Origin of the sequence: Pseudomonas sp. I2, from assembly GCF_040984075.1 — a bacterium.
GTDB lineage: Bacteria > Pseudomonadota > Gammaproteobacteria > Pseudomonadales > Pseudomonadaceae > Aquipseudomonas > Aquipseudomonas guariconensis_B.
Genome location: NZ_JBCGFQ010000074.1, coordinates 1 through 15,216 on the forward strand (window position 1 = coordinate 1; position 15,216 = coordinate 15,216).

Here is a 15,216-nt window from a genome sequence, read left to right on the forward strand (position 1 = left end):
CCCTTGAGCAGCGCCAGGTTCACCGGCAAATGCGGAATGGTCCCGCTGGCAAACCCCACCACCAGCAGCCGGCCGTTCCAGGCCAGGCCGCGCACGGCTTGGTCGAACAGCTCGCCACCGACCGGGTCGTAGATCACGTCCACGCCCTGGCCGCCGGTCAGGCGCTTGATCTCGTCCTTGAGGCTCGCCTGGCCGTAGTCGATCAGCTCGTCGGCGCCAGCGGCCTTGGCCACGGCGAGCTTTTCGGCACTGCTGGCGGCGGCGATCACCCGCGCACCCATGGCCTTGCCGATTTCCACTGCCGCCAGGCCGACGCCACCGGAGGCGCCGAGCACCAGCAGGGTCTCGCCGGCCTTGAGCTGGCCACGTTGTTTCAGCGCATGCATCGAAGTGCCGTAGGTCATGCCGAAGGCGGCGGCGGTGGTGAAGTCCATGCCCTCGGGAATGGGCAGCACATTGTAGAAGGGCACGGCCACCTGTTCGGCGAAGGCGCCCCAGCCGGTCAGGGCCATGACCCGGTCGCCAACCTTGAAGGCGCCGGCCTTCTCGCCCACGGCGGCGACCACTCCGGCGGCCTCGCCACCCGGCGAGAACGGCAGGGGTGGCTGGAACTGGTACTTGCCTTCGATGATCAGGGTATCGGGAAAGTTGACCCCGGCGGCGCGCACGTCGAGGAGGACTTCGTTCCTCTTCGGCTCCGGGCTCGCCACCTCTTCCAGGGCCAGGTCCCGCGCCGGGCCCAGGGTTTTGCACAATACGGCTTTCATCGGGGCTATTCCTTTGCGTGTGGTGGCCGATAAGTGTAGGAGGGGCAGGTGCCCGGTCAACGAGCATGGCCCGCCCTGATGGGCCGACATAAGCCCCGCATCGGTTCGACATTGACCTGAAGGGCAAGCATGAGCCGGGGGCCAGAGCTGCCAAGCAGCGGCTTGGGTTTGGACGATTTGCTGGGTAAGCTGGCGCCAACTGTATTGAGGAGCGAATTCGTGAAAGCGTGGATCTTGATGGTGCTGGCCTTGCTGCTGCCAGCTGCGGCTCTGGCCGAGGACGCCAAGGATGGGCAGCCCAAGGTTTCCTATATCAGCCTGAGCCCGCCCTTCGTCGGCAACTACGCCCTCGACGGCAGCCCCAGGCTGCGTGTGTACAAGGCCGATGTGGCCCTGCGCGTGTCCGGCGATGCCGCAGCGGCGGCGGTCAAGCACCACGAGCCGCTGATCCGCAACCAACTGGTGGCGTTGTTCACCCAGCAGGGCGTGGACAACATGAACAGCGTCGAGGCCAAGGAGCAGCTGCGCCAGGAAGCGCTCAGGCAGGTCCAGCAGGTCATGGAGGCCGAGGAGGGCAAGCCGATCGTCGAGGAGCTGCTGTTCAACAACCTGATCGTGCAGTGATCAGGAGGTCAGGCTGCGGCGAAAGCGCGCCAGGGCCACGCTGAAGAACACCAGGCCGATCACAGCCAGGGCCAGGACATCCGGCCACACCACCGCAAACCCGGCATCGCGGAACAGGATTGCCGCGCCGAGGCTGACGAAGTGGGTCGAGGGCGAGCCCTGCATGACCCACTGTAGCCACTGCGGCATGCTATCCAGCGGTGTGCTGCCGCCGGAGAGCAGCAGCATCGGGATGATCACCGGGATCGCCAGCAGGCCGAACTGCGGGGTCGAGCGCGCCAGGGTGGCGAGGAAAATGCCCAGTGCCGTGCTGGCGAACAGGTACAGGGCGGTCACGCCCAGGAACAGGCCCATGGACCCGGCCAGCGGCACGCCCAGCGCCCCCTTGACCACCACCTCGAGCGATACCCAGGTGCACAGCACGACCACCAGGGCGTTGCTGCCGATCTTCGCCAGCATGATTTCCAGCGCTGTCAGCGGCAGCACCAGCAGGTGGTCCAGGGTGCCATGTTCGCGCTCGCGCAGCAGTGCGGTGCCGGTGAGGATGATGGCCAGGATGGTGATGTTGTTGACGATCTGGATCACCGCCAGGAACCAGCCACCTTCCAGGTTGGGATTGAACAGCGCCCGCGGGCTGATCGTCGCCGGGCTGGCTGCGGCGGTGCCGCCGGCGTAGTCGAGCAGTTCGCGCTCGAAGATCCGGCCGATGTAGCCCGCCCCCATGAACGCCTGGCTCATGGCCGTGGCATCGACGTTGATCTGCAGCTCGGGCGAGCGCCCGGCCAGCAGATCGCCCTGGAAGTTCGCCGGCACGTTGATCACGAAGGTGTACTGGCCGCTGTCCATGGCCTGGTCGAGGCGGTCCAGGGCCAGTGGCACGGCGAGCTGGAACTCGGGCGGTTGCAGCGATTCGGCCAGTTTGCGCGAGACCTGGCTGCGATCCTCGTCGACCACCGCCACGCTGGCGTTGTGCACGCCGATCACCGAGCCGGCCGCCGGCATGTAGATCGCCACGCTGAAGGCGTACAGCAGAAACAGCAGCAGCACGCTGTCGTGGCGCAGGCTGGTCAGCTCCTTCAGGCCCAGGCGCAGGGTATGGTGCAGGCGGTGCATGTCAGGCTTCCTGCTTCTTCAGCATGGCCAGGCTCAGGCCGCTGAAGGCGACGAAGAAGCCCAGCAGGGCCAGGCACTGTGGCCATAGCTCGCGCAGGCCGAGGGCCTTGGTGAAGGTGCCGACGGCAATGTCGAGGAAGTAGCCGGCCGGGAACAACTGGCCCATCAGCGCCGCGGCGCCATCGAGCGACGAGCGCGGCACGATCAGCCCGGAGAACTGGATGGTCGGCAGGCTGGTGATGATCATGGTGCCGAGGATCGCTGCGATCTGCGTGCGGGTGAAGGCCGAGATCAGCAGACCCAGGCTGGTGGTCGCCAGCAGGTACAGGAAACCGCCGCAGGCCAGGGCCGGCAGGCTGCCCTTGAGCGGTACGCCGAACAGCCAGCGGTTCATCGCCACCAGCAGCGCCAGGTTGACCAGGCTCACCGCCAGGTAGGGGGCCTGCTTGCCGAGCAGGAACTCCAGGCGAGTCAGGGGCGTGGCGTAGAAGTTGGTGATCGAGCCCAGTTCCTTTTCCCGGACGATGCCCAGGGCCGTGAGCATGGCCGGGATGAACGCCAGGATCAGCGCCATGACGCCAGGGCCGATGGCGTTCACGCTGACCACGTCCTGGTTGTAGCGAAAGCGTGTCTCCAGCCTGACCGGCGCCTGCCGAGGCTGCGGTTGTGAGCTCAGCGCAGCGAGTTGCTCGAGGTTGGCCTGGTGCACCGCCTCCACGTAGTTGCGGCTGGTCTCGGCGCGAAACGGCATGCCACCGTCGAGCCAGGCTGCCACCACCGGCTGGCGGCCGGCATGCAGGTCGCGGCCGAAGCCGGGTGGGATCTCCAGGGCGAGCTTGATCTCCGAGCGCTGCAGGCGTTGGTGCAATTGGGTGGCATCGCGGATCGGCGCCTGCTCGGCGAAGTAGCGCGAGCCGCGAAACGCTTCCAGGTAGGCGCGGCTCTGCGGGCTCTGGTCCTGGTCATAGACGGCGAAGGCGAGGTTTTCCACATCCAGGGAAATGCCGTAGCCGAAGATCACCATCATGAACAGCGCACCCAGCAAGGCGAAGGCCAGGCGGACCTTGTCGCGCAGCAGTTCCTTGCCCTCGCGGCTGGCCACCGCCAGCAGCCGGCGCAGGCTGAAGCCCTGGCGCAACGGGCGTGTGGCGTCCTCGGCCTGCTCCAGGGTGGCATTGGTCGATGCCTGCTGGCCTTGTTCCTGGGCCTGCTCCAGGCAGCGGACGAAGGCGTCCTCCAGCGTCGCGCCGGCGAACTGCGCCTGCAAGGTGGCAGGCGTGTCGCAGGCCAGGACCCGGCCGGCGTGCATCAGCGAGATACGGTCGCAGCGCAGGGCTTCGTTCATGAAGTGGGTGGACAGGAAGATAGTCACGTCCTGCTCTCGCGACAGCTCGACCAGCAACCGCCAGAAGTCATCGCGGGCGGCCGGATCGACGCCGGAGGTCGGTTCGTCGAGGATCAGCACCTCGGGCCGGTGCAGCACCGCCACCGCCAGCGACAGGCGCTGGCGCAGGCCCAGGGGCAGGGCGCCGGAGGGCTGGTCGGCGATGGCCTGCAGGCCGAAGCGCTGTAGCAGTTCGGCGATGCGCGGGGTGCTGTCGGCCTTGGGCAGGTCGAACAGGCGGGCGTGCAGCTCGAGGTTTTGTCGGGCGCTCAGCTCGCCATACAGGGAAAAGGCCTGGGACATGAAGCCGACCCGCTTGCGGGTGGCCAGGTCGCGGGCGTCCACCGGCCGGCCGAGCAGGTTGGCGCTGCCTTCGCTGGCCGGCATCAGGCCGGTGAGCACCTTCATGGTGGTGGTCTTGCCGCAGCCGTTGGAGCCGAGGAAGCCGAAGATCTCGCCACGGCCGATAGCGAAGCTGACCTTGTCCACGGCGGTGAAGTCGCCGAAGCGCAGGGTCAGGCCGTGGGCTTCGATGGCGACCGGCCCATCGTCCGCCTGGCGGGGCGGAATGCTCAAGGGCTCGGCCGTCTCGCCTTTGCCGTCCTGGAAATAGGTGAAGGCATCGTCCAGCTTGCCGCTGGCGGTCACCGCGGCCAGTTCGCGGCTGGGGCCGGCGGCCAGCAGGCGACCGCCGTCGAGCATCAGGCAATGTTCGAACTGCTCGGCTTCCTCCATGTAGGCCGTGGCCACCAGCAGGGTCAGCTGCGGGCGCTGCGCGCGGACCTGCTCGACCAGCTCCCAGAAGCGCCGGCGGGACAGCGGGTCGACGCCGGTGGTCGGTTCGTCGAGGATCAGCAGGTCGGGCTCGTGGATCAGCGCGCAGCACAGGCCGAGCTTCTGCTTCATGCCGCCGGACAACTTGCCCGCCGGGCGATCGGCGAAGCGCTCCAGGTCGGTGGCGCGCAGCAGGTTGGTCATGCGTTGTTCGCGCTGGGCGCGGCCCAGGCCGAAGAGGGTGGCGAAAAAGCGGATGTTCTCGCGGATCGACAGCTCCGGGTACAGGTTGTTGCCCAGGCCCTGGGGCATGAAGGCGACCCGTGGATAGAGCTGGTTGCGGTGGCGACGTCGGCGGATCGGGCCGCCCAGCACCTGCAACTCGCCCTGCTGCAGGCGCTTGACCCCGGCGATCAGCCCTAGCAGCGTGGACTTGCCGGCACCGTCTGGGCCGATCAGGCCACAGCGGGTGCCGGCCGGTAGGCTGAAACCCAGGGTTTGCAAGGCGACCAGGTCGCCGTAGCGGTGGCTGATGCCCTCGGCCACCAGCGCCGGAGCACTCATTGCAGGTCGGCCGGCCAGTTCACGTCGGCCGTGCGGACGTAGCCGGCGCCCGGCATGCCTGGCTTGGCCTGGGGCACGGCGCTGGGCTCGGTCAGGCGCAGCTTGACCCGAAACACCAGCTTTTGGCGCTCGTCATGGGTTTCCACCTGCTTGGGGGTGAACTGCGCCTTGGCCGCGACGAACGCTACCTTCGCCGGCAAGGCTTGCCCCGGCAGGGCATCGAGCACGATTCGCGCCGGGTCGCCGACGGTCAGGCGACCGGTGGTGGAGGCGGGCAGGTAGAGGTTCATGTACTGGTCGCTCGGGTCGATCAGCATCAGCACACGGCCGCCGGCGCCCAGCACTTCGCCGGGCTCGGCCAGGCGCAACTGGATGATGCCGTCGATGGGCGCGCGCAGGCTGCTGTCGTCGATTTCGCTGGTGAGCTGTGCCACCTGGGCCTCGGCGGCACCGATGGCGGCCTTGATCGCCGCCAGCTGGGCGCGGGCGGCGACGACTGCGGCGTTGGCGGTGTCGTAGCGGGCCTGCTGCTGGTCGAGCAGTTGCTGGCTGGCGAACTTGCGCTGGTAGATCTCACGGACCCGCTTGAGCTCCTGGCTGGCCAGCAACCGCTCGCTCTGGCGCAACTGCACGTTGGCCACGGCGGCGGCATGGTTCTCCCGCGCCCGCAGCACTTCGGCCTCGGCCTGGCTGCGCTGGGCCTCCAGCGTGCGGGTATCGATGCGTGCCAGCAGTTGGCCGCGGGTCACCCTGTCGCCTTCATCGACCAGCACTTCGGCCAGGCGCCCCGGGACCTTGCTGGCGATCTGCACTTCGGTGGCCTCGAGGCGGCCATTGCCCATGCTCACGCCTTCGGGCAGGCGATCGTGCAGGGATTTCCAGTAACCCAGGCCGCCCGCCGCCAGCAACAGGGCGAGCAGGGCAGTGGCAAAGAGTTTCGGTGCGTATCGGCTCATCGAGGCTGCGTCCCTGCTGTATTGCACACCCGATAGTGACGCAGGGCCGCGCCGTGCGCCTTGATGTTGGTCAAGCCACTGACGATAGTCGCAGGTTCAGCCCAGCGCGAGGATGGCCGCCCACTGCTGTGGGGTGACCGGCATCACCGACAGGCGGCTGCCTTTTTGCACCAGCGGCAGTTCGGCCAGGGCGGCCTGTTGCTTGAGCAGGCCCAGGCCCAGAACCTGGCCGAATGTCTTCACGTGGGCCACGTCCACTGCGCTCCAGGGGTTCTTGTCGGCACTGGCCTTGGCATCGAAGTAGGGGCTCTGCGGGTCGAGCGCGGTGGGGTCGGGGTAGGCCGCGGCGATGATCCGGGCGATGCCGGCGATACCCGGTTGCGGGCAACTGGAGTGGTAGAAGAAGAACTCGTCGCCTATGCTCATGGCCCGCAGGAAATTGCGCGCCTGGTAGTTGCGCACCCCGTCCCAGCGTGCCTGCCCGAGGCGTGCCAAGGCGTCGATGGAGAGCTCGTCGGGCTCGGATTTCATCAGCCAATAGGCCATGGATGCTGCTCCTGACAAAATTTGAAATAACCTGGCCCACTAAACCGACGGTCGGTTGGCGTCAACGTTTGCGTGTCGTCGCACGTTGTCGGAAAATGCGCCGATTTTAAAGCTAGACGCTCCGGCAACACCAAGAAGGTTGCCGAGCCTGAACAGTTTGCCTTAGGGGGGCATTCATCGATGAACCAACGCAAACCGGATTTGCTCTGGATCCTGGTCTTCATCTTCGGCCTGGGTGTCGTCACCACCGGTTATGCGCAGAGTTTCTGGGAGCGCAAGATGGACGCTGCCTACCAGATGCCGGTCGATCCCGCCCAGCAGCAACGCTGACCCCCTTCGCTGGCGCCGCTCAGTTCGGCGCCAGGTACCAGCCACGGTCCGAGACCGTTCCCTTGAGCGGCACATCCCAACTGGCCTGGGCCAGCCGCTCGACCTTCTGGCATTCATGGGCCAGCCCCAGCAGCAACGGTTTCTTCCACGCCTTGCGCCGCGCCTGATAGGCCAGGCTGCGGTCGTAGAAGCCACCGCCCATGCCCAGCCGGCCGCCTACTTCGTCGAAGCCCACCAAGGGTAGCAGGATCAGGTCCAGTGACCAGATCGGTCGTTGGCGCTTGCGATCGGTCAGCGGCTCGGGGATGCGGAAGCGGTTGGGGCGCAGTTTTTCTCCACGCTCGAAACGCTGGAACACCATGCGCGTGCGCGGCCAGGCGTGCAGCACCGGAAGGTAGGTACGCTTGCCGCGCCGCTGGGCCTCGCACAGCAGCAGGCGCGGGTCGATCTCGCCGTCGTTGGGTAGGTACAGGGCGATGTGCCGGGCACGGCGGAACAGTGGATGCTGGGCCAGTTGGCGGTACAGGCCAAGGGAGGCCTGGCGCTGTTGGGCCGGGGTGAGAGCGCGGCGGGCATTACGGAGCAGGCGACGGAGTTGAGGGCGGGTGAGCGGCGCGGTGTCGGTCATGGCACAGGCGTTCCCAGAGGTGCCGGCCGCCGCTGCGGCCAGACGAATTGCCCGCCGGGAAGGCGGGCAAGGCGGAATTCAGGCTCCCCGATGGAACCGCTGTCGGTGTAGCCCTTGAACCCGAAAGTTCAAGGTGGAGATTGCAGGGGGCGTTAAGGCTTTCCGTCGAGCGGACATGCACACCTGCCCCAGCGTGCAACCCCCGTGGTTGTGCGTATCGGCTCAGGGACATAACCGACTGGCGCATCCCCCAGGGAGTGGCGCCAGTATACCAATCTCAGCCGATTTTGGTATCCGCGTCGTCGGACAGTGCCTGGTCGACCCGCTCCAGCAGGTCGCGTACCTGCTCGCGGGTGGTGCCGTTGCCGGCCACGTCCGGGCGCTCCTGGCGGTGCAGCAGTTCGTGGGTGATGTTCAGCGCCGCCATGACCGCGATGCGGTCGGCACCGATCACCTTGCCGCTGCTGCGGATCTCGCGCATCTTGCCGTCCAGGTAGCGCGCGGCGCTGACCAGGTTGTTGCGTTCCTCGGGCGGGCAGATGATCGAATATTCCTTGTCGAGGATCTGGACGGTGACGCTATTGCTTGAACTCATGAGTCTTGCTCCAGGGCCTTGAGGCGCAGGATCATCGATTCGACCTTGCGCTTCGCGATCTCGTTCTTTTCGATGAGGTGGGCGCGCTCCTCGCGCCAGGATTTTTCCTGAGCTAGTAGGAGTGCATTTTGCCGTTTTAGTTGCTCGACACGCTCGATCAGCAACTCGAATCGGCTCATCAGCGCTTGCAGGTCGTTCTCTTGCGTGGGTTGCACTCGATTCGCTCCATCGTGGACTCACCAGGCGATCATGCCTCTCCCTGGGCCGCGGCGGCCAGTGCCGATGGTCTTGGCGCGCCTGCCGGTGCTAGGATACAAGGTCTTCATTCTAGTCATTGCGCCGTCTGGCGCCTAGCTGCCCATGCCCAATACCCAATCGCCCTACACCGCCTTCGCCACGCTGCTCGCCAGCAATGGCCATCCTGTTTCCCCGGCCGAGCTGCACGGCCTGCTGATCGGCCGCAGCTGTGCCGGCGCAGGGTTCGATGCCGACGCCTGGCTGGCCGACGCCGCCGGCCTGCTGGAGAACGATGCCGAGGACGCCGTGCGCAACGCCCTGATCGGCCTGCAGGAAATGGTCAAGGCCGAGCTGACCGGCGAGGACATCACCCTGGTCCTGCTGCTGCCCGGCGACGAGGCACCGCTGGCCGAGCGCGCCGCGGCCCTGGGCCAGTGGTGCCAGGGCTTCATCACCGGCTTCGGCCTGAATGCCGGCGGCAAGGAACTCTCCGGCGAGGCCAAGGAAGTGCTGCAGGACCTGGTGGCCATCTCCCAGGTCCAGGATGCCCTCGAGGAATCCGAGGACGGCGAGAGCGATTACATGGAAGTCATGGAGTACCTGCGCGTGGCGCCCTTGCTGCTGTATACGGAGCTGGCCAAGCCGGCCGCACCCGCGCCCAAGCCATCGCTGCACTGACACCTGGGGGTAGTCCTGCCCATGAGCCACATCCCGAAGGCCGAGTATGCCCGTCGGCGCAAGGCGCTGATGGCGCAGATGGTCCCCAACAGCATCGCCATCCTGCCGGCCGCTGCAGTCGCCATCCGCAACCGCGACGTCGAGCACGTGTACCGCCAGGACAGCGATTTCCAGTACCTCAGCGGTTTTCCCGAGCCCGAGGCGGTGATCGCCCTGATCCCGGGCCGTGAGCACGGCGAGTACGTGCTGTTCTGCCGCGAGCGCAACCCCGAGCGCGAGCTGTGGGACGGCCTGCGGGCCGGCCAGGAGGGCGCGGTGCGCGACTACGGCGCCGACGATGCCTTCCCGATCACCGATATCGACGAGATCCTGCCGGGCCTGATCGAGGGACGCGACCGGGTCTATACGGCCATGGGCAGCAACCCCGAGTTCGACCGCCGGCTCATGGAGTGGATCAATGTGATCCGCTCCAAGGCGCGCCTCGGTGCCCAGCCGCCGAACGAATACGTTGCCCTGGATCATCTGCTGCACGACATGCGCCTGTATAAATCGGCAGCGGAAGTGAAGGTGATGCGCACCGCTGCGGCGATTTCCGCGCAGGCCCATGTGCGGGCCATGCAGGCCTGCCGCGCGGGGCTGCACGAATACAGCCTGGAAGCCGAGCTGGACTACGTGTTCCGCAAGAGCGGGGCGAAGATGCCGGCCTATGGTTCGATCGTCGCCGCCGGGCGTAACGCCTGCATCCTGCATTACCAGCAGAACGACGCCCCGCTCAAGGACGGCGACCTGGTACTGATCGATGCCGGCTGCGAGATCGACTGCTACGCCAGCGACATCACCCGCACCTTCCCGGTCAGTGGGCGCTTCTCGCCGGAGCAGAAGGCCATCTATGAGCTGGTGCTCAAGGCCCAGGAGGCCGCGTTCGCCGAGATCGCCCCTGGCAAGCACTGGAACCACGCCCACGAGGCGACCGTGCGGGTCATCACCGAGGGCCTTGTGGCGCTGGGGTTGCTCAAGGGCGAGGTGCAGGCGCTGATCGACAGCGAGGCCTACCGCGCCTTCTACATGCACCGCGCCGGGCACTGGCTGGGCATGGATGTGCATGACGTGGGCGACTACAAAGTCGGCGGCCAGTGGCGAGTGCTCGAGCCGGGCATGGCGCTGACCGTCGAGCCGGGCATCTACATTGCCCCCGACAACCAGAACGTCGCGAAGAAATGGCGCGGCATCGGCGTAAGGATCGAGGACGACGTGGTAGTGACCAGGCAAGGCTGTGAAATTCTGACCACGGGCGTCCCCAAAACCGTCGCCGAGATCGAGGCGCTGATGGCTGACGCACGCAGGGACGTGGCATGAGCCGGGTCAACCTGGCGATCATCGGCGGTGGCCTGGTCGGTGCCAGCCTGGCCCTGGCCCTGCAGGCCGGGGCCAAGGCCCGGGGCTGGAAACTCCTGCTGATCGAACCCTTCGCCCCCGGCCACAGTTTCCAACCCAGCTACGACGCGCGCTCTTCGGCGCTGTCGTTCGGCACCCAGCAGATCTACCAGCAGCTCGGCCTGTGGCCGGTCATCAGCCAGCGTGCCGAGCCGATCAGCCAGATCCAGGTGTCCGACCGTGGCCGCTTCGGCGCTACCCGACTGGATGCCCGCGAAGAAGGCGTGCCGGCGCTTGGCTACGTGGTGGAGAACGCCTGGCTCGGCCAGTGCCTGTGGCAGGCCCTGGACACCGAGGTGGTCAGCTGGCGCTGCCCCGCCGAGGTCAAGGCCATGCAGGCCATCGCCGGCGGCTACCGCCTGCAACTGGACGACGACACTCACCTGGAGTGCGACCTTGCAGTGTTGGCCGACGGTGGTCGCTCCGGCCTGCGCGAGCAGCTGGGTATCCATGTGCGCCGCACCCCCTACGACCAGAGTGCGCTGATCGCCAACATCACCCCTGGCGAGGCCCATGGCGGCCAGGCGTTCGAGCGTTTCACCGAGCAGGGCCCGATGGCCCTGCTGCCGCTGCCGGAAAACCGTTGCGCGCTGGTCTGGACCCGCCAGGGGATGGACGCCCAGCGTCTGGTGGAGACCGATGAACGTAGCTTCCTGCGTGAGCTGCAGGACGCCTTCGGTTACCGCCTGGGCGCCCTGCGCCAGGTCGGCGTGCGCCACCTGTACCCGTTGGCGCTGGTCGAGGCCGAAGAGCAGGTGCGCCCTCACCTGGTGGTGTTGGGCAACGCTGCCCACAGTCTGCACCCGATCGCCGGGCAGGGCTTCAACCTGTCCCTGCGCGACGTGCAGTCCCTGGCCGATGCCCTGCTGGATGGCCCTGCGCTGCCAGGTGACCTGGCCACCCTGCAGGCCTATCACCAGCGCCAGCGCCTGGACCAGGCCCTGACCATCGGCTTCTCCGACCAGGTCACTCGCCTGTTCGGCAGCAGCCAACCGTTGCTGGCGGCCGGGCGCAACATCGGCCTGCTCGGCCTCGACCTGCTGCCGCCGGCGAAAAGCTGGTTCGCCCGTCAGGCCATGGGCCTGGGCACCCGTCCAGACCTGCGGGGCAGGGCATGAGCGATTCGCACAGGCTCGCCCGCAAGGCTCGCATGCTGCGGTGGCTGCTCAACCTCTACCCGCCCTACCTGGGTGCCGGCATCCGTGTGCAGCACATCAGCCCGGACATGCGCAGCATCAAGGTGCGCATGAACCTGACCCGTTGGAACCGCAACTACGTCGGTACCCAGTTCGGCGGCAGCCTGTACTCGATGGTCGATCCGTTCTACATGCTGCTGCTGATCGAGCGCCTGGGGCGCGAATACATCGTCTGGGACAAGGCCGCCAGCATCGATTTCATCACGCCGGGCAAGGGCCCGGTGTTCGCCGAGTTCCACGTCGACGATGCGTTGCTGGAGGAGATCCGCCAGCAGACCGCCAGCGGCAAGAAATACCTGCCCCGTTTGCAGGTCGATATCCGCGACGGCACTGGCGAGCTGGTGGCGCGGGTCGATAAAACCCTTTACGTGCGGCTCAAGCCGCAAGCGAGGCACGCCTAAGGCATGGAAATGCGCGCAGATCTGTTGATTGTCGGTGCCGGTATGGTCGGCAGCGCCCTGGCCCTGGCGTTGCGCCATAGCGGCCTGGAGATTCTCCTGCTCGACGGCAGCCCGCTGTCGGTCAGGCCCTTCGACGCCGAGGCGCCGTTCGAACCGCGGGTCAGCGCCCTGTCGGCGGCCAGCCAGCGCATCCTCGAACGCCTGGGCGCCTGGGAAGGCATTGCCGGGCGACGCGCTTCGCCCTATACGGACATGCGGGTGTGGGACGGCAGTGGCACCGGTCAAATCCATTTCTCGGCGGGTAGCGTGCATGCTCCGGTGCTGGGCCATATCGTCGAGAATCGGGTGGTGCAGGATGGCCTGTTGGAGCGCCTGCACGACAGCGACGTCGGCCTGTTGCCCAACGCCCGCCTGGAGCAGATGCGCCGCTCCGGCGACGAGTGGCTGCTGACCCTGGCCGACGGCCGGCGCCTGCGCTCGACGCTGGTGGTGGCTGCCGATGGCGCCAACTCCGCGGTGCGCCGCCTGGCCGGTTGCCAGACACGCGAATGGGATTACCTGCACCACGCCATCGTCACCAGCGTGCGCTGCAGTGAGGCGCACCGGGCCACAGCCTGGCAGCGCTTCACCGACGAGGGGCCGCTGGCGTTCCTGCCGCTGGCCCGTGATGGTGGGCAGGCGTGGTGCTCGATCGTCTGGTCGACCACTCCGGAGCAGGCCGAGCAGCTCATGGCACTGGATGACCAGGCCTTCTGCCAGGCCCTGGAACGGGCCTTCGAAGGCCGCCTGGGCCAGGTCCTGCAGGCCGACCCTCGACTGTGCGTGCCATTGCGCCAGCGACACGCCAAGCGCTATGTCGACGAGGGCCTGGCGCTGATCGGCGATGCGGCCCATACCATCCATCCGCTGGCCGGGCAGGGCGTCAACCTGGGGTTCCTCGATGCCGCGGTGCTGGCCGAGGAGCTGGAGCACGCCTGCGAGCGTGGCGAACGCCTGGCCGATGTGAAGGTGCTGAGCCGTTTCGAGCGCCGCCGCATGCCACACAACTTGGCGCTGATGGCGGCGATGGAAGGGTTCGAACGGCTGTTCCAGGCCAACCCACTGCCATTGCGCTGGTTGCGCAACAGCGGGCTGAAGCTGGTCGAGCAGATGCCAGAGGCCAAGGCGCTGTTCGTGCGCCAGGCGCTGGGGCTGTCGGGCGACTTGCCGGAGCTGGCGAAAGCCTGAGGCCATTCTCGGGCACGCCCCAATGGCCGTCAGTCAAGCGGTGCTATGTCGTCTTGGGGCTGCTTTGCAGCCCATCGCCGGCAAGCCGGCCCCCACAGGGTCCGTGTCGATCACGAATGATGCCGGCTGCACGGCCATGTGGGACTGGCTTGCCGGCGAAGCGGCCCCAAATGGCGGCTCTTGTCCGGAACAGATCCATTCTGGAGCATGGGTGTATGACAGGGGCTTTGGGATGCCGTTCAAGAGGCGGGAGCCGTGAAGTGGAACACAACATAGAAGAGCGCGCACAAGGCTAGACCTGTATACATCAGCAGGCGTCCTGCGTGAGCGCGAAGTTTCAAGGGCTGAGGGAAAACGTCCAAGTCCTCAGCGAATGAACATCCTCAAGCGTGATATGGAAACACGGGACGGAGATAGGACTCCGTATCCATAAGCTTGAGCGTCATGCCTTGCTCAGCTTCACCAATATAAAGCTGGTCACCATCCAAGCTGATCCAGCCACGGTTAGCCATGAAGAGATCAACAATTTTCTCTTTAGCTTTGCGGGAAAGTGGCGCAGCTCATCAGCATCCAACAGCCCTTTTCGTATATGAAGGCCTGCGAACAAGAGCAGACCGCAAACACAACAAACGAGCATCCAGCGGGACCTGACACTGGATGTACCCCAAGATCGTTTTTGCTGTTCAAGCCATGGACTACTCTTAATGACTCCAAGCATGATGTGAAACTCATGAGTGCATGCGACTTGGAGTTTGATAGCGACACCAAGCAAACCTGTGGCGAGGGGGCCTATCAGGAAAACAAGCTGCACCGGGAGCGGCCAGCCGTTAAAGTCAATCATGACTGAACTCATAGATCCATTCACCGGCCAACTCGCCAAGCTCATTCCCAATCAGTCCTCCGGCCAATGAACCACCGCCGACCAGTACGATGCCGCATACCGGAGCTCCGAAGCCGCTAGTTGCAACTGAGAACACGCCACATAGGCCGGCAGTGGCCAATACGCCAAGCTCAGCGCCGAGTGCTCCACCCCCGAGTCCTCCAGTGAAGTTACCTGCCTCGGTCAGTCGAATCCGCTTACACTCTTCCGTTTCCCCTGCACGACAGACGTCTTGCACTTTCAAATATGAAGCGGTGCCGCCCAATCCAATGGCTATATTGCCGCCGTACTTGAGGTACTTCGCGGCTCTGGAAACTTCGTCCAGATGTGTCGCATAACCCGGTATCTGCCCCGGCCCGCCCGCCTTCGACCAGTGATGGACCAGGCTCTTGGTAGAAATGCCCAACTCCCGCCGGAGCCTCTCGTAACTTCCCAGTTTCAATTGCTTGTTGAGGAAAGCCGCCTTCAACTGGCCATCCAACTGCTTTAGCAAGCGCTGGCGAGCCGCGAAGAACTCGTTGCTGCGAAGGTGACCATGCTGGGCGAATTGCTGCTGGTGCAGCCGTTCGATGTTCACTAGCGTCTCCCTGACCTGAGCCAGTCCATGCGACAGCATGTCCTTGCCTACGCCCATGGACTGACTGGCACCGTTGAGCAAACCGGCGATTTCAGGCTGATGCCGCATCATGAAATCAGCTTCATCGAGCTCCAGTATTTCCAGCTTTTCCCGCGCCCGCTCTGCGGCGTCCATCAACTGGGCTTCCTCACGGGTGCAGGCATCACCCTTGTCCGGGTCGCCGATGACGAAGATCTCTCCCGCCTTGAACCCCTCCTCGAACGTGGGGTTGAGCATTTGCAGCCGAGAGATCGGCAAGGTGTTGT

At 65.9% G+C, this 15,216-nt stretch carries 17 protein-coding genes and 1 other RNA gene; 7 read left to right on the plus strand and 11 right to left on the minus strand.

What is annotated here, in order from left to right; all coding sequences use genetic code 11:
- On the minus strand, positions 1-767 hold a 767-nt coding region (locus WCE05_RS24335), incomplete at its 3' end, for an NADPH:quinone oxidoreductase family protein (protein ID WP_368816732.1).
- A gap of 219 nt (positions 768-986) precedes the next feature.
- Between WCE05_RS24335 and WCE05_RS24340 the strand changes: the two genes are divergently transcribed.
- The gene (locus WCE05_RS24340; RefSeq protein ID WP_368816733.1) at positions 987-1,391 is read left to right on the plus strand and encodes a flagellar basal body-associated protein FliL; all 405 of its coding nucleotides are present in this window, start codon (positions 987-989) and stop codon (positions 1,389-1,391) included.
- Here WCE05_RS24340 and WCE05_RS24345 read toward each other — a convergent pair whose 3' ends face one another.
- The 4 genes from WCE05_RS24345 to WCE05_RS24360 form a co-directional block, all read right to left on the minus strand.
- Positions 1,392-2,504: an ABC transporter permease gene (locus tag WCE05_RS24345; protein ID WP_368816734.1), complete on the minus strand. Its 1,113-nt coding sequence runs from the start codon at positions 2,502-2,504 to the stop codon at positions 1,392-1,394. It lies immediately after the preceding gene.
- 1 nt (position 2,505) lies between these two features.
- Entirely contained in the window at positions 2,506-5,226 is a 2,721-nt protein-coding gene (rbbA, locus tag WCE05_RS24350) for a ribosome-associated ATPase/putative transporter RbbA (RefSeq protein ID WP_368816735.1), read from the minus strand.
- Positions 5,223-6,182 (minus strand): HlyD family secretion protein, encoded by a 960-nt coding sequence (locus tag WCE05_RS24355; RefSeq protein ID WP_368816736.1) that lies wholly within the window; start codon positions 6,180-6,182, stop codon positions 5,223-5,225. The genes rbbA and WCE05_RS24355 overlap by 4 nt, the downstream gene beginning before the upstream one ends.
- 96 nt (positions 6,183-6,278) lie before the next feature.
- Positions 6,279-6,728 carry an EVE domain-containing protein gene (locus tag WCE05_RS24360; protein ID WP_225787660.1) on the minus strand — a complete coding sequence of 150 codons (450 nt, stop codon included), beginning with the start codon at positions 6,726-6,728 and terminating at the stop codon, positions 6,279-6,281.
- A gap of 180 nt (positions 6,729-6,908) precedes the next feature.
- On the opposite strand from WCE05_RS24360, the gene WCE05_RS24365 reads away from it, so the two are divergent.
- Positions 6,909-7,058 carry a hypothetical protein gene (locus WCE05_RS24365; protein WP_225787659.1) on the plus strand — a complete coding sequence of 50 codons (150 nt, stop codon included), beginning with the start codon at positions 6,909-6,911 and terminating at the stop codon, positions 7,056-7,058.
- 19 nt (positions 7,059-7,077) lie between these two features.
- On the opposite strand, the gene WCE05_RS24370 is transcribed toward WCE05_RS24365, so the two are convergent.
- The 4 genes from WCE05_RS24370 to WCE05_RS24385 all read right to left on the minus strand — a co-directional run bounded on the left by WCE05_RS24370 (position 7,078) and on the right by WCE05_RS24385 (position 8,460).
- Entirely contained in the window at positions 7,078-7,686 is a 609-nt protein-coding gene (locus WCE05_RS24370; protein ID WP_368816737.1) for a 5-formyltetrahydrofolate cyclo-ligase, read from the minus strand.
- An 80-nt stretch (positions 7,687-7,766) separates the two neighbouring features.
- Positions 7,767-7,946: non-coding RNA, 6S RNA (gene ssrS / locus WCE05_RS24375), on the minus strand.
- 17 nt (positions 7,947-7,963) lie between these two features.
- Positions 7,964-8,281, minus strand: a complete 318-nt coding sequence (locus tag WCE05_RS24380; protein ID WP_225787657.1) for a cell division protein ZapA — start codon at positions 8,279-8,281, stop codon at positions 7,964-7,966.
- The gene (locus WCE05_RS24385; protein WP_041166806.1) at positions 8,278-8,460 is read right to left on the minus strand and encodes a TIGR02449 family protein; all 183 of its coding nucleotides are present in this window, start codon (positions 8,458-8,460) and stop codon (positions 8,278-8,280) included. Before WCE05_RS24385 ends, WCE05_RS24380 begins: the two co-directional genes overlap by 4 nt.
- 181 nt (positions 8,461-8,641) lie before the next feature.
- Here WCE05_RS24385 and WCE05_RS24390 point away from each other — a divergent pair, with 181 nt between their 5' ends.
- Genes WCE05_RS24390 through WCE05_RS24410 form a run of 5 tightly spaced genes read left to right on the plus strand, consistent with a single transcriptional unit; the run spans position 8,642 to position 13,454 of the window.
- Positions 8,642-9,196 carry a YecA family protein gene (locus WCE05_RS24390; RefSeq protein ID WP_253081680.1) on the plus strand — a complete coding sequence of 185 codons (555 nt, stop codon included), beginning with the start codon at positions 8,642-8,644 and terminating at the stop codon, positions 9,194-9,196.
- Positions 9,197-9,217: 21 nt separating this feature from the next.
- Complete coding sequence (gene pepP, locus WCE05_RS24395; protein WP_368816738.1) at positions 9,218-10,552, plus strand: Xaa-Pro aminopeptidase; 1,335 nt, start codon at positions 9,218-9,220, stop codon at positions 10,550-10,552.
- Positions 10,549-11,748: a 2-octaprenyl-6-methoxyphenyl hydroxylase gene (gene ubiH, locus WCE05_RS24400; protein WP_253081679.1), complete on the plus strand. Its 1,200-nt coding sequence runs from the start codon at positions 10,549-10,551 to the stop codon at positions 11,746-11,748. Before pepP ends, ubiH begins: the two co-directional genes overlap by 4 nt.
- A complete protein-coding gene (locus WCE05_RS24405) occupies positions 11,745-12,227 on the plus strand; it encodes a DUF4442 domain-containing protein (protein ID WP_225787653.1) in 483 nt (160 codons plus the stop codon). The genes ubiH and WCE05_RS24405 overlap by 4 nt, the downstream gene beginning before the upstream one ends.
- Before the next feature lie 9 nt (positions 12,228-12,236).
- Complete coding sequence (locus tag WCE05_RS24410; protein ID WP_225787652.1) at positions 12,237-13,454, plus strand: 2-octaprenyl-3-methyl-6-methoxy-1,4-benzoquinol hydroxylase; 1,218 nt, start codon at positions 12,237-12,239, stop codon at positions 13,452-13,454.
- A 442-nt stretch (positions 13,455-13,896) separates the two neighbouring features.
- On the opposite strand, the gene WCE05_RS24415 is transcribed toward WCE05_RS24410, so the two are convergent.
- Positions 13,897-14,295, minus strand: a complete 399-nt coding sequence (locus tag WCE05_RS24415) for a hypothetical protein (protein WP_225787651.1) — start codon at positions 14,293-14,295, stop codon at positions 13,897-13,899.
- The coding region (locus tag WCE05_RS24420) for a PAAR domain-containing protein (RefSeq protein ID WP_368816739.1) at positions 14,288-15,216 on the minus strand (929 nt) is incomplete at its 5' end. The genes WCE05_RS24415 and WCE05_RS24420, both read right to left, overlap by 8 nt.

Bases quoted from the DNA above. Each gene is read 5' to 3' on its own strand.
- ubiH (WP_253081679.1), top strand. From the start codon at position 10,549: ATGAGCCGGGTCAACCTGGCGATCATCGGCGGTGGCCTGGTCGGTGCC.
- WCE05_RS24380 (WP_225787657.1), bottom strand. From the start codon at position 8,281: ATGAGTTCAAGCAATAGCGTCACCGTCCAGATCCTCGACAAGGAATAT.
- WCE05_RS24365 (WP_225787659.1), top strand. From the start codon at position 6,909: ATGAACCAACGCAAACCGGATTTGCTCTGGATCCTGGTCTTCATCTTC.
- WCE05_RS24390 (WP_253081680.1), top strand. From the start codon at position 8,642: ATGCCCAATACCCAATCGCCCTACACCGCCTTCGCCACGCTGCTCGCC.
- WCE05_RS24345 (WP_368816734.1), bottom strand. From the start codon at position 2,504: ATGCACCGCCTGCACCATACCCTGCGCCTGGGCCTGAAGGAGCTGACC.
- rbbA (WP_368816735.1), bottom strand. From the start codon at position 5,226: ATGAGTGCTCCGGCGCTGGTGGCCGAGGGCATCAGCCACCGCTACGGC.
- WCE05_RS24415 (WP_225787651.1), bottom strand. From the start codon at position 14,295: ATGATTGACTTTAACGGCTGGCCGCTCCCGGTGCAGCTTGTTTTCCTG.
- WCE05_RS24355 (WP_368816736.1), bottom strand. From the start codon at position 6,182: ATGAGCCGATACGCACCGAAACTCTTTGCCACTGCCCTGCTCGCCCTG.
- WCE05_RS24410 (WP_225787652.1), top strand. From the start codon at position 12,237: ATGCGCGCAGATCTGTTGATTGTCGGTGCCGGTATGGTCGGCAGCGCC.
- WCE05_RS24370 (WP_368816737.1), bottom strand. From the start codon at position 7,686: ATGACCGACACCGCGCCGCTCACCCGCCCTCAACTCCGTCGCCTGCTC.
- WCE05_RS24385 (WP_041166806.1), bottom strand. From the start codon at position 8,460: ATGAGCCGATTCGAGTTGCTGATCGAGCGTGTCGAGCAACTAAAACGG.
- pepP (WP_368816738.1), top strand. From the start codon at position 9,218: ATGAGCCACATCCCGAAGGCCGAGTATGCCCGTCGGCGCAAGGCGCTG.
- WCE05_RS24360 (WP_225787660.1), bottom strand. From the start codon at position 6,728: ATGGCCTATTGGCTGATGAAATCCGAGCCCGACGAGCTCTCCATCGAC.
- WCE05_RS24405 (WP_225787653.1), top strand. From the start codon at position 11,745: ATGAGCGATTCGCACAGGCTCGCCCGCAAGGCTCGCATGCTGCGGTGG.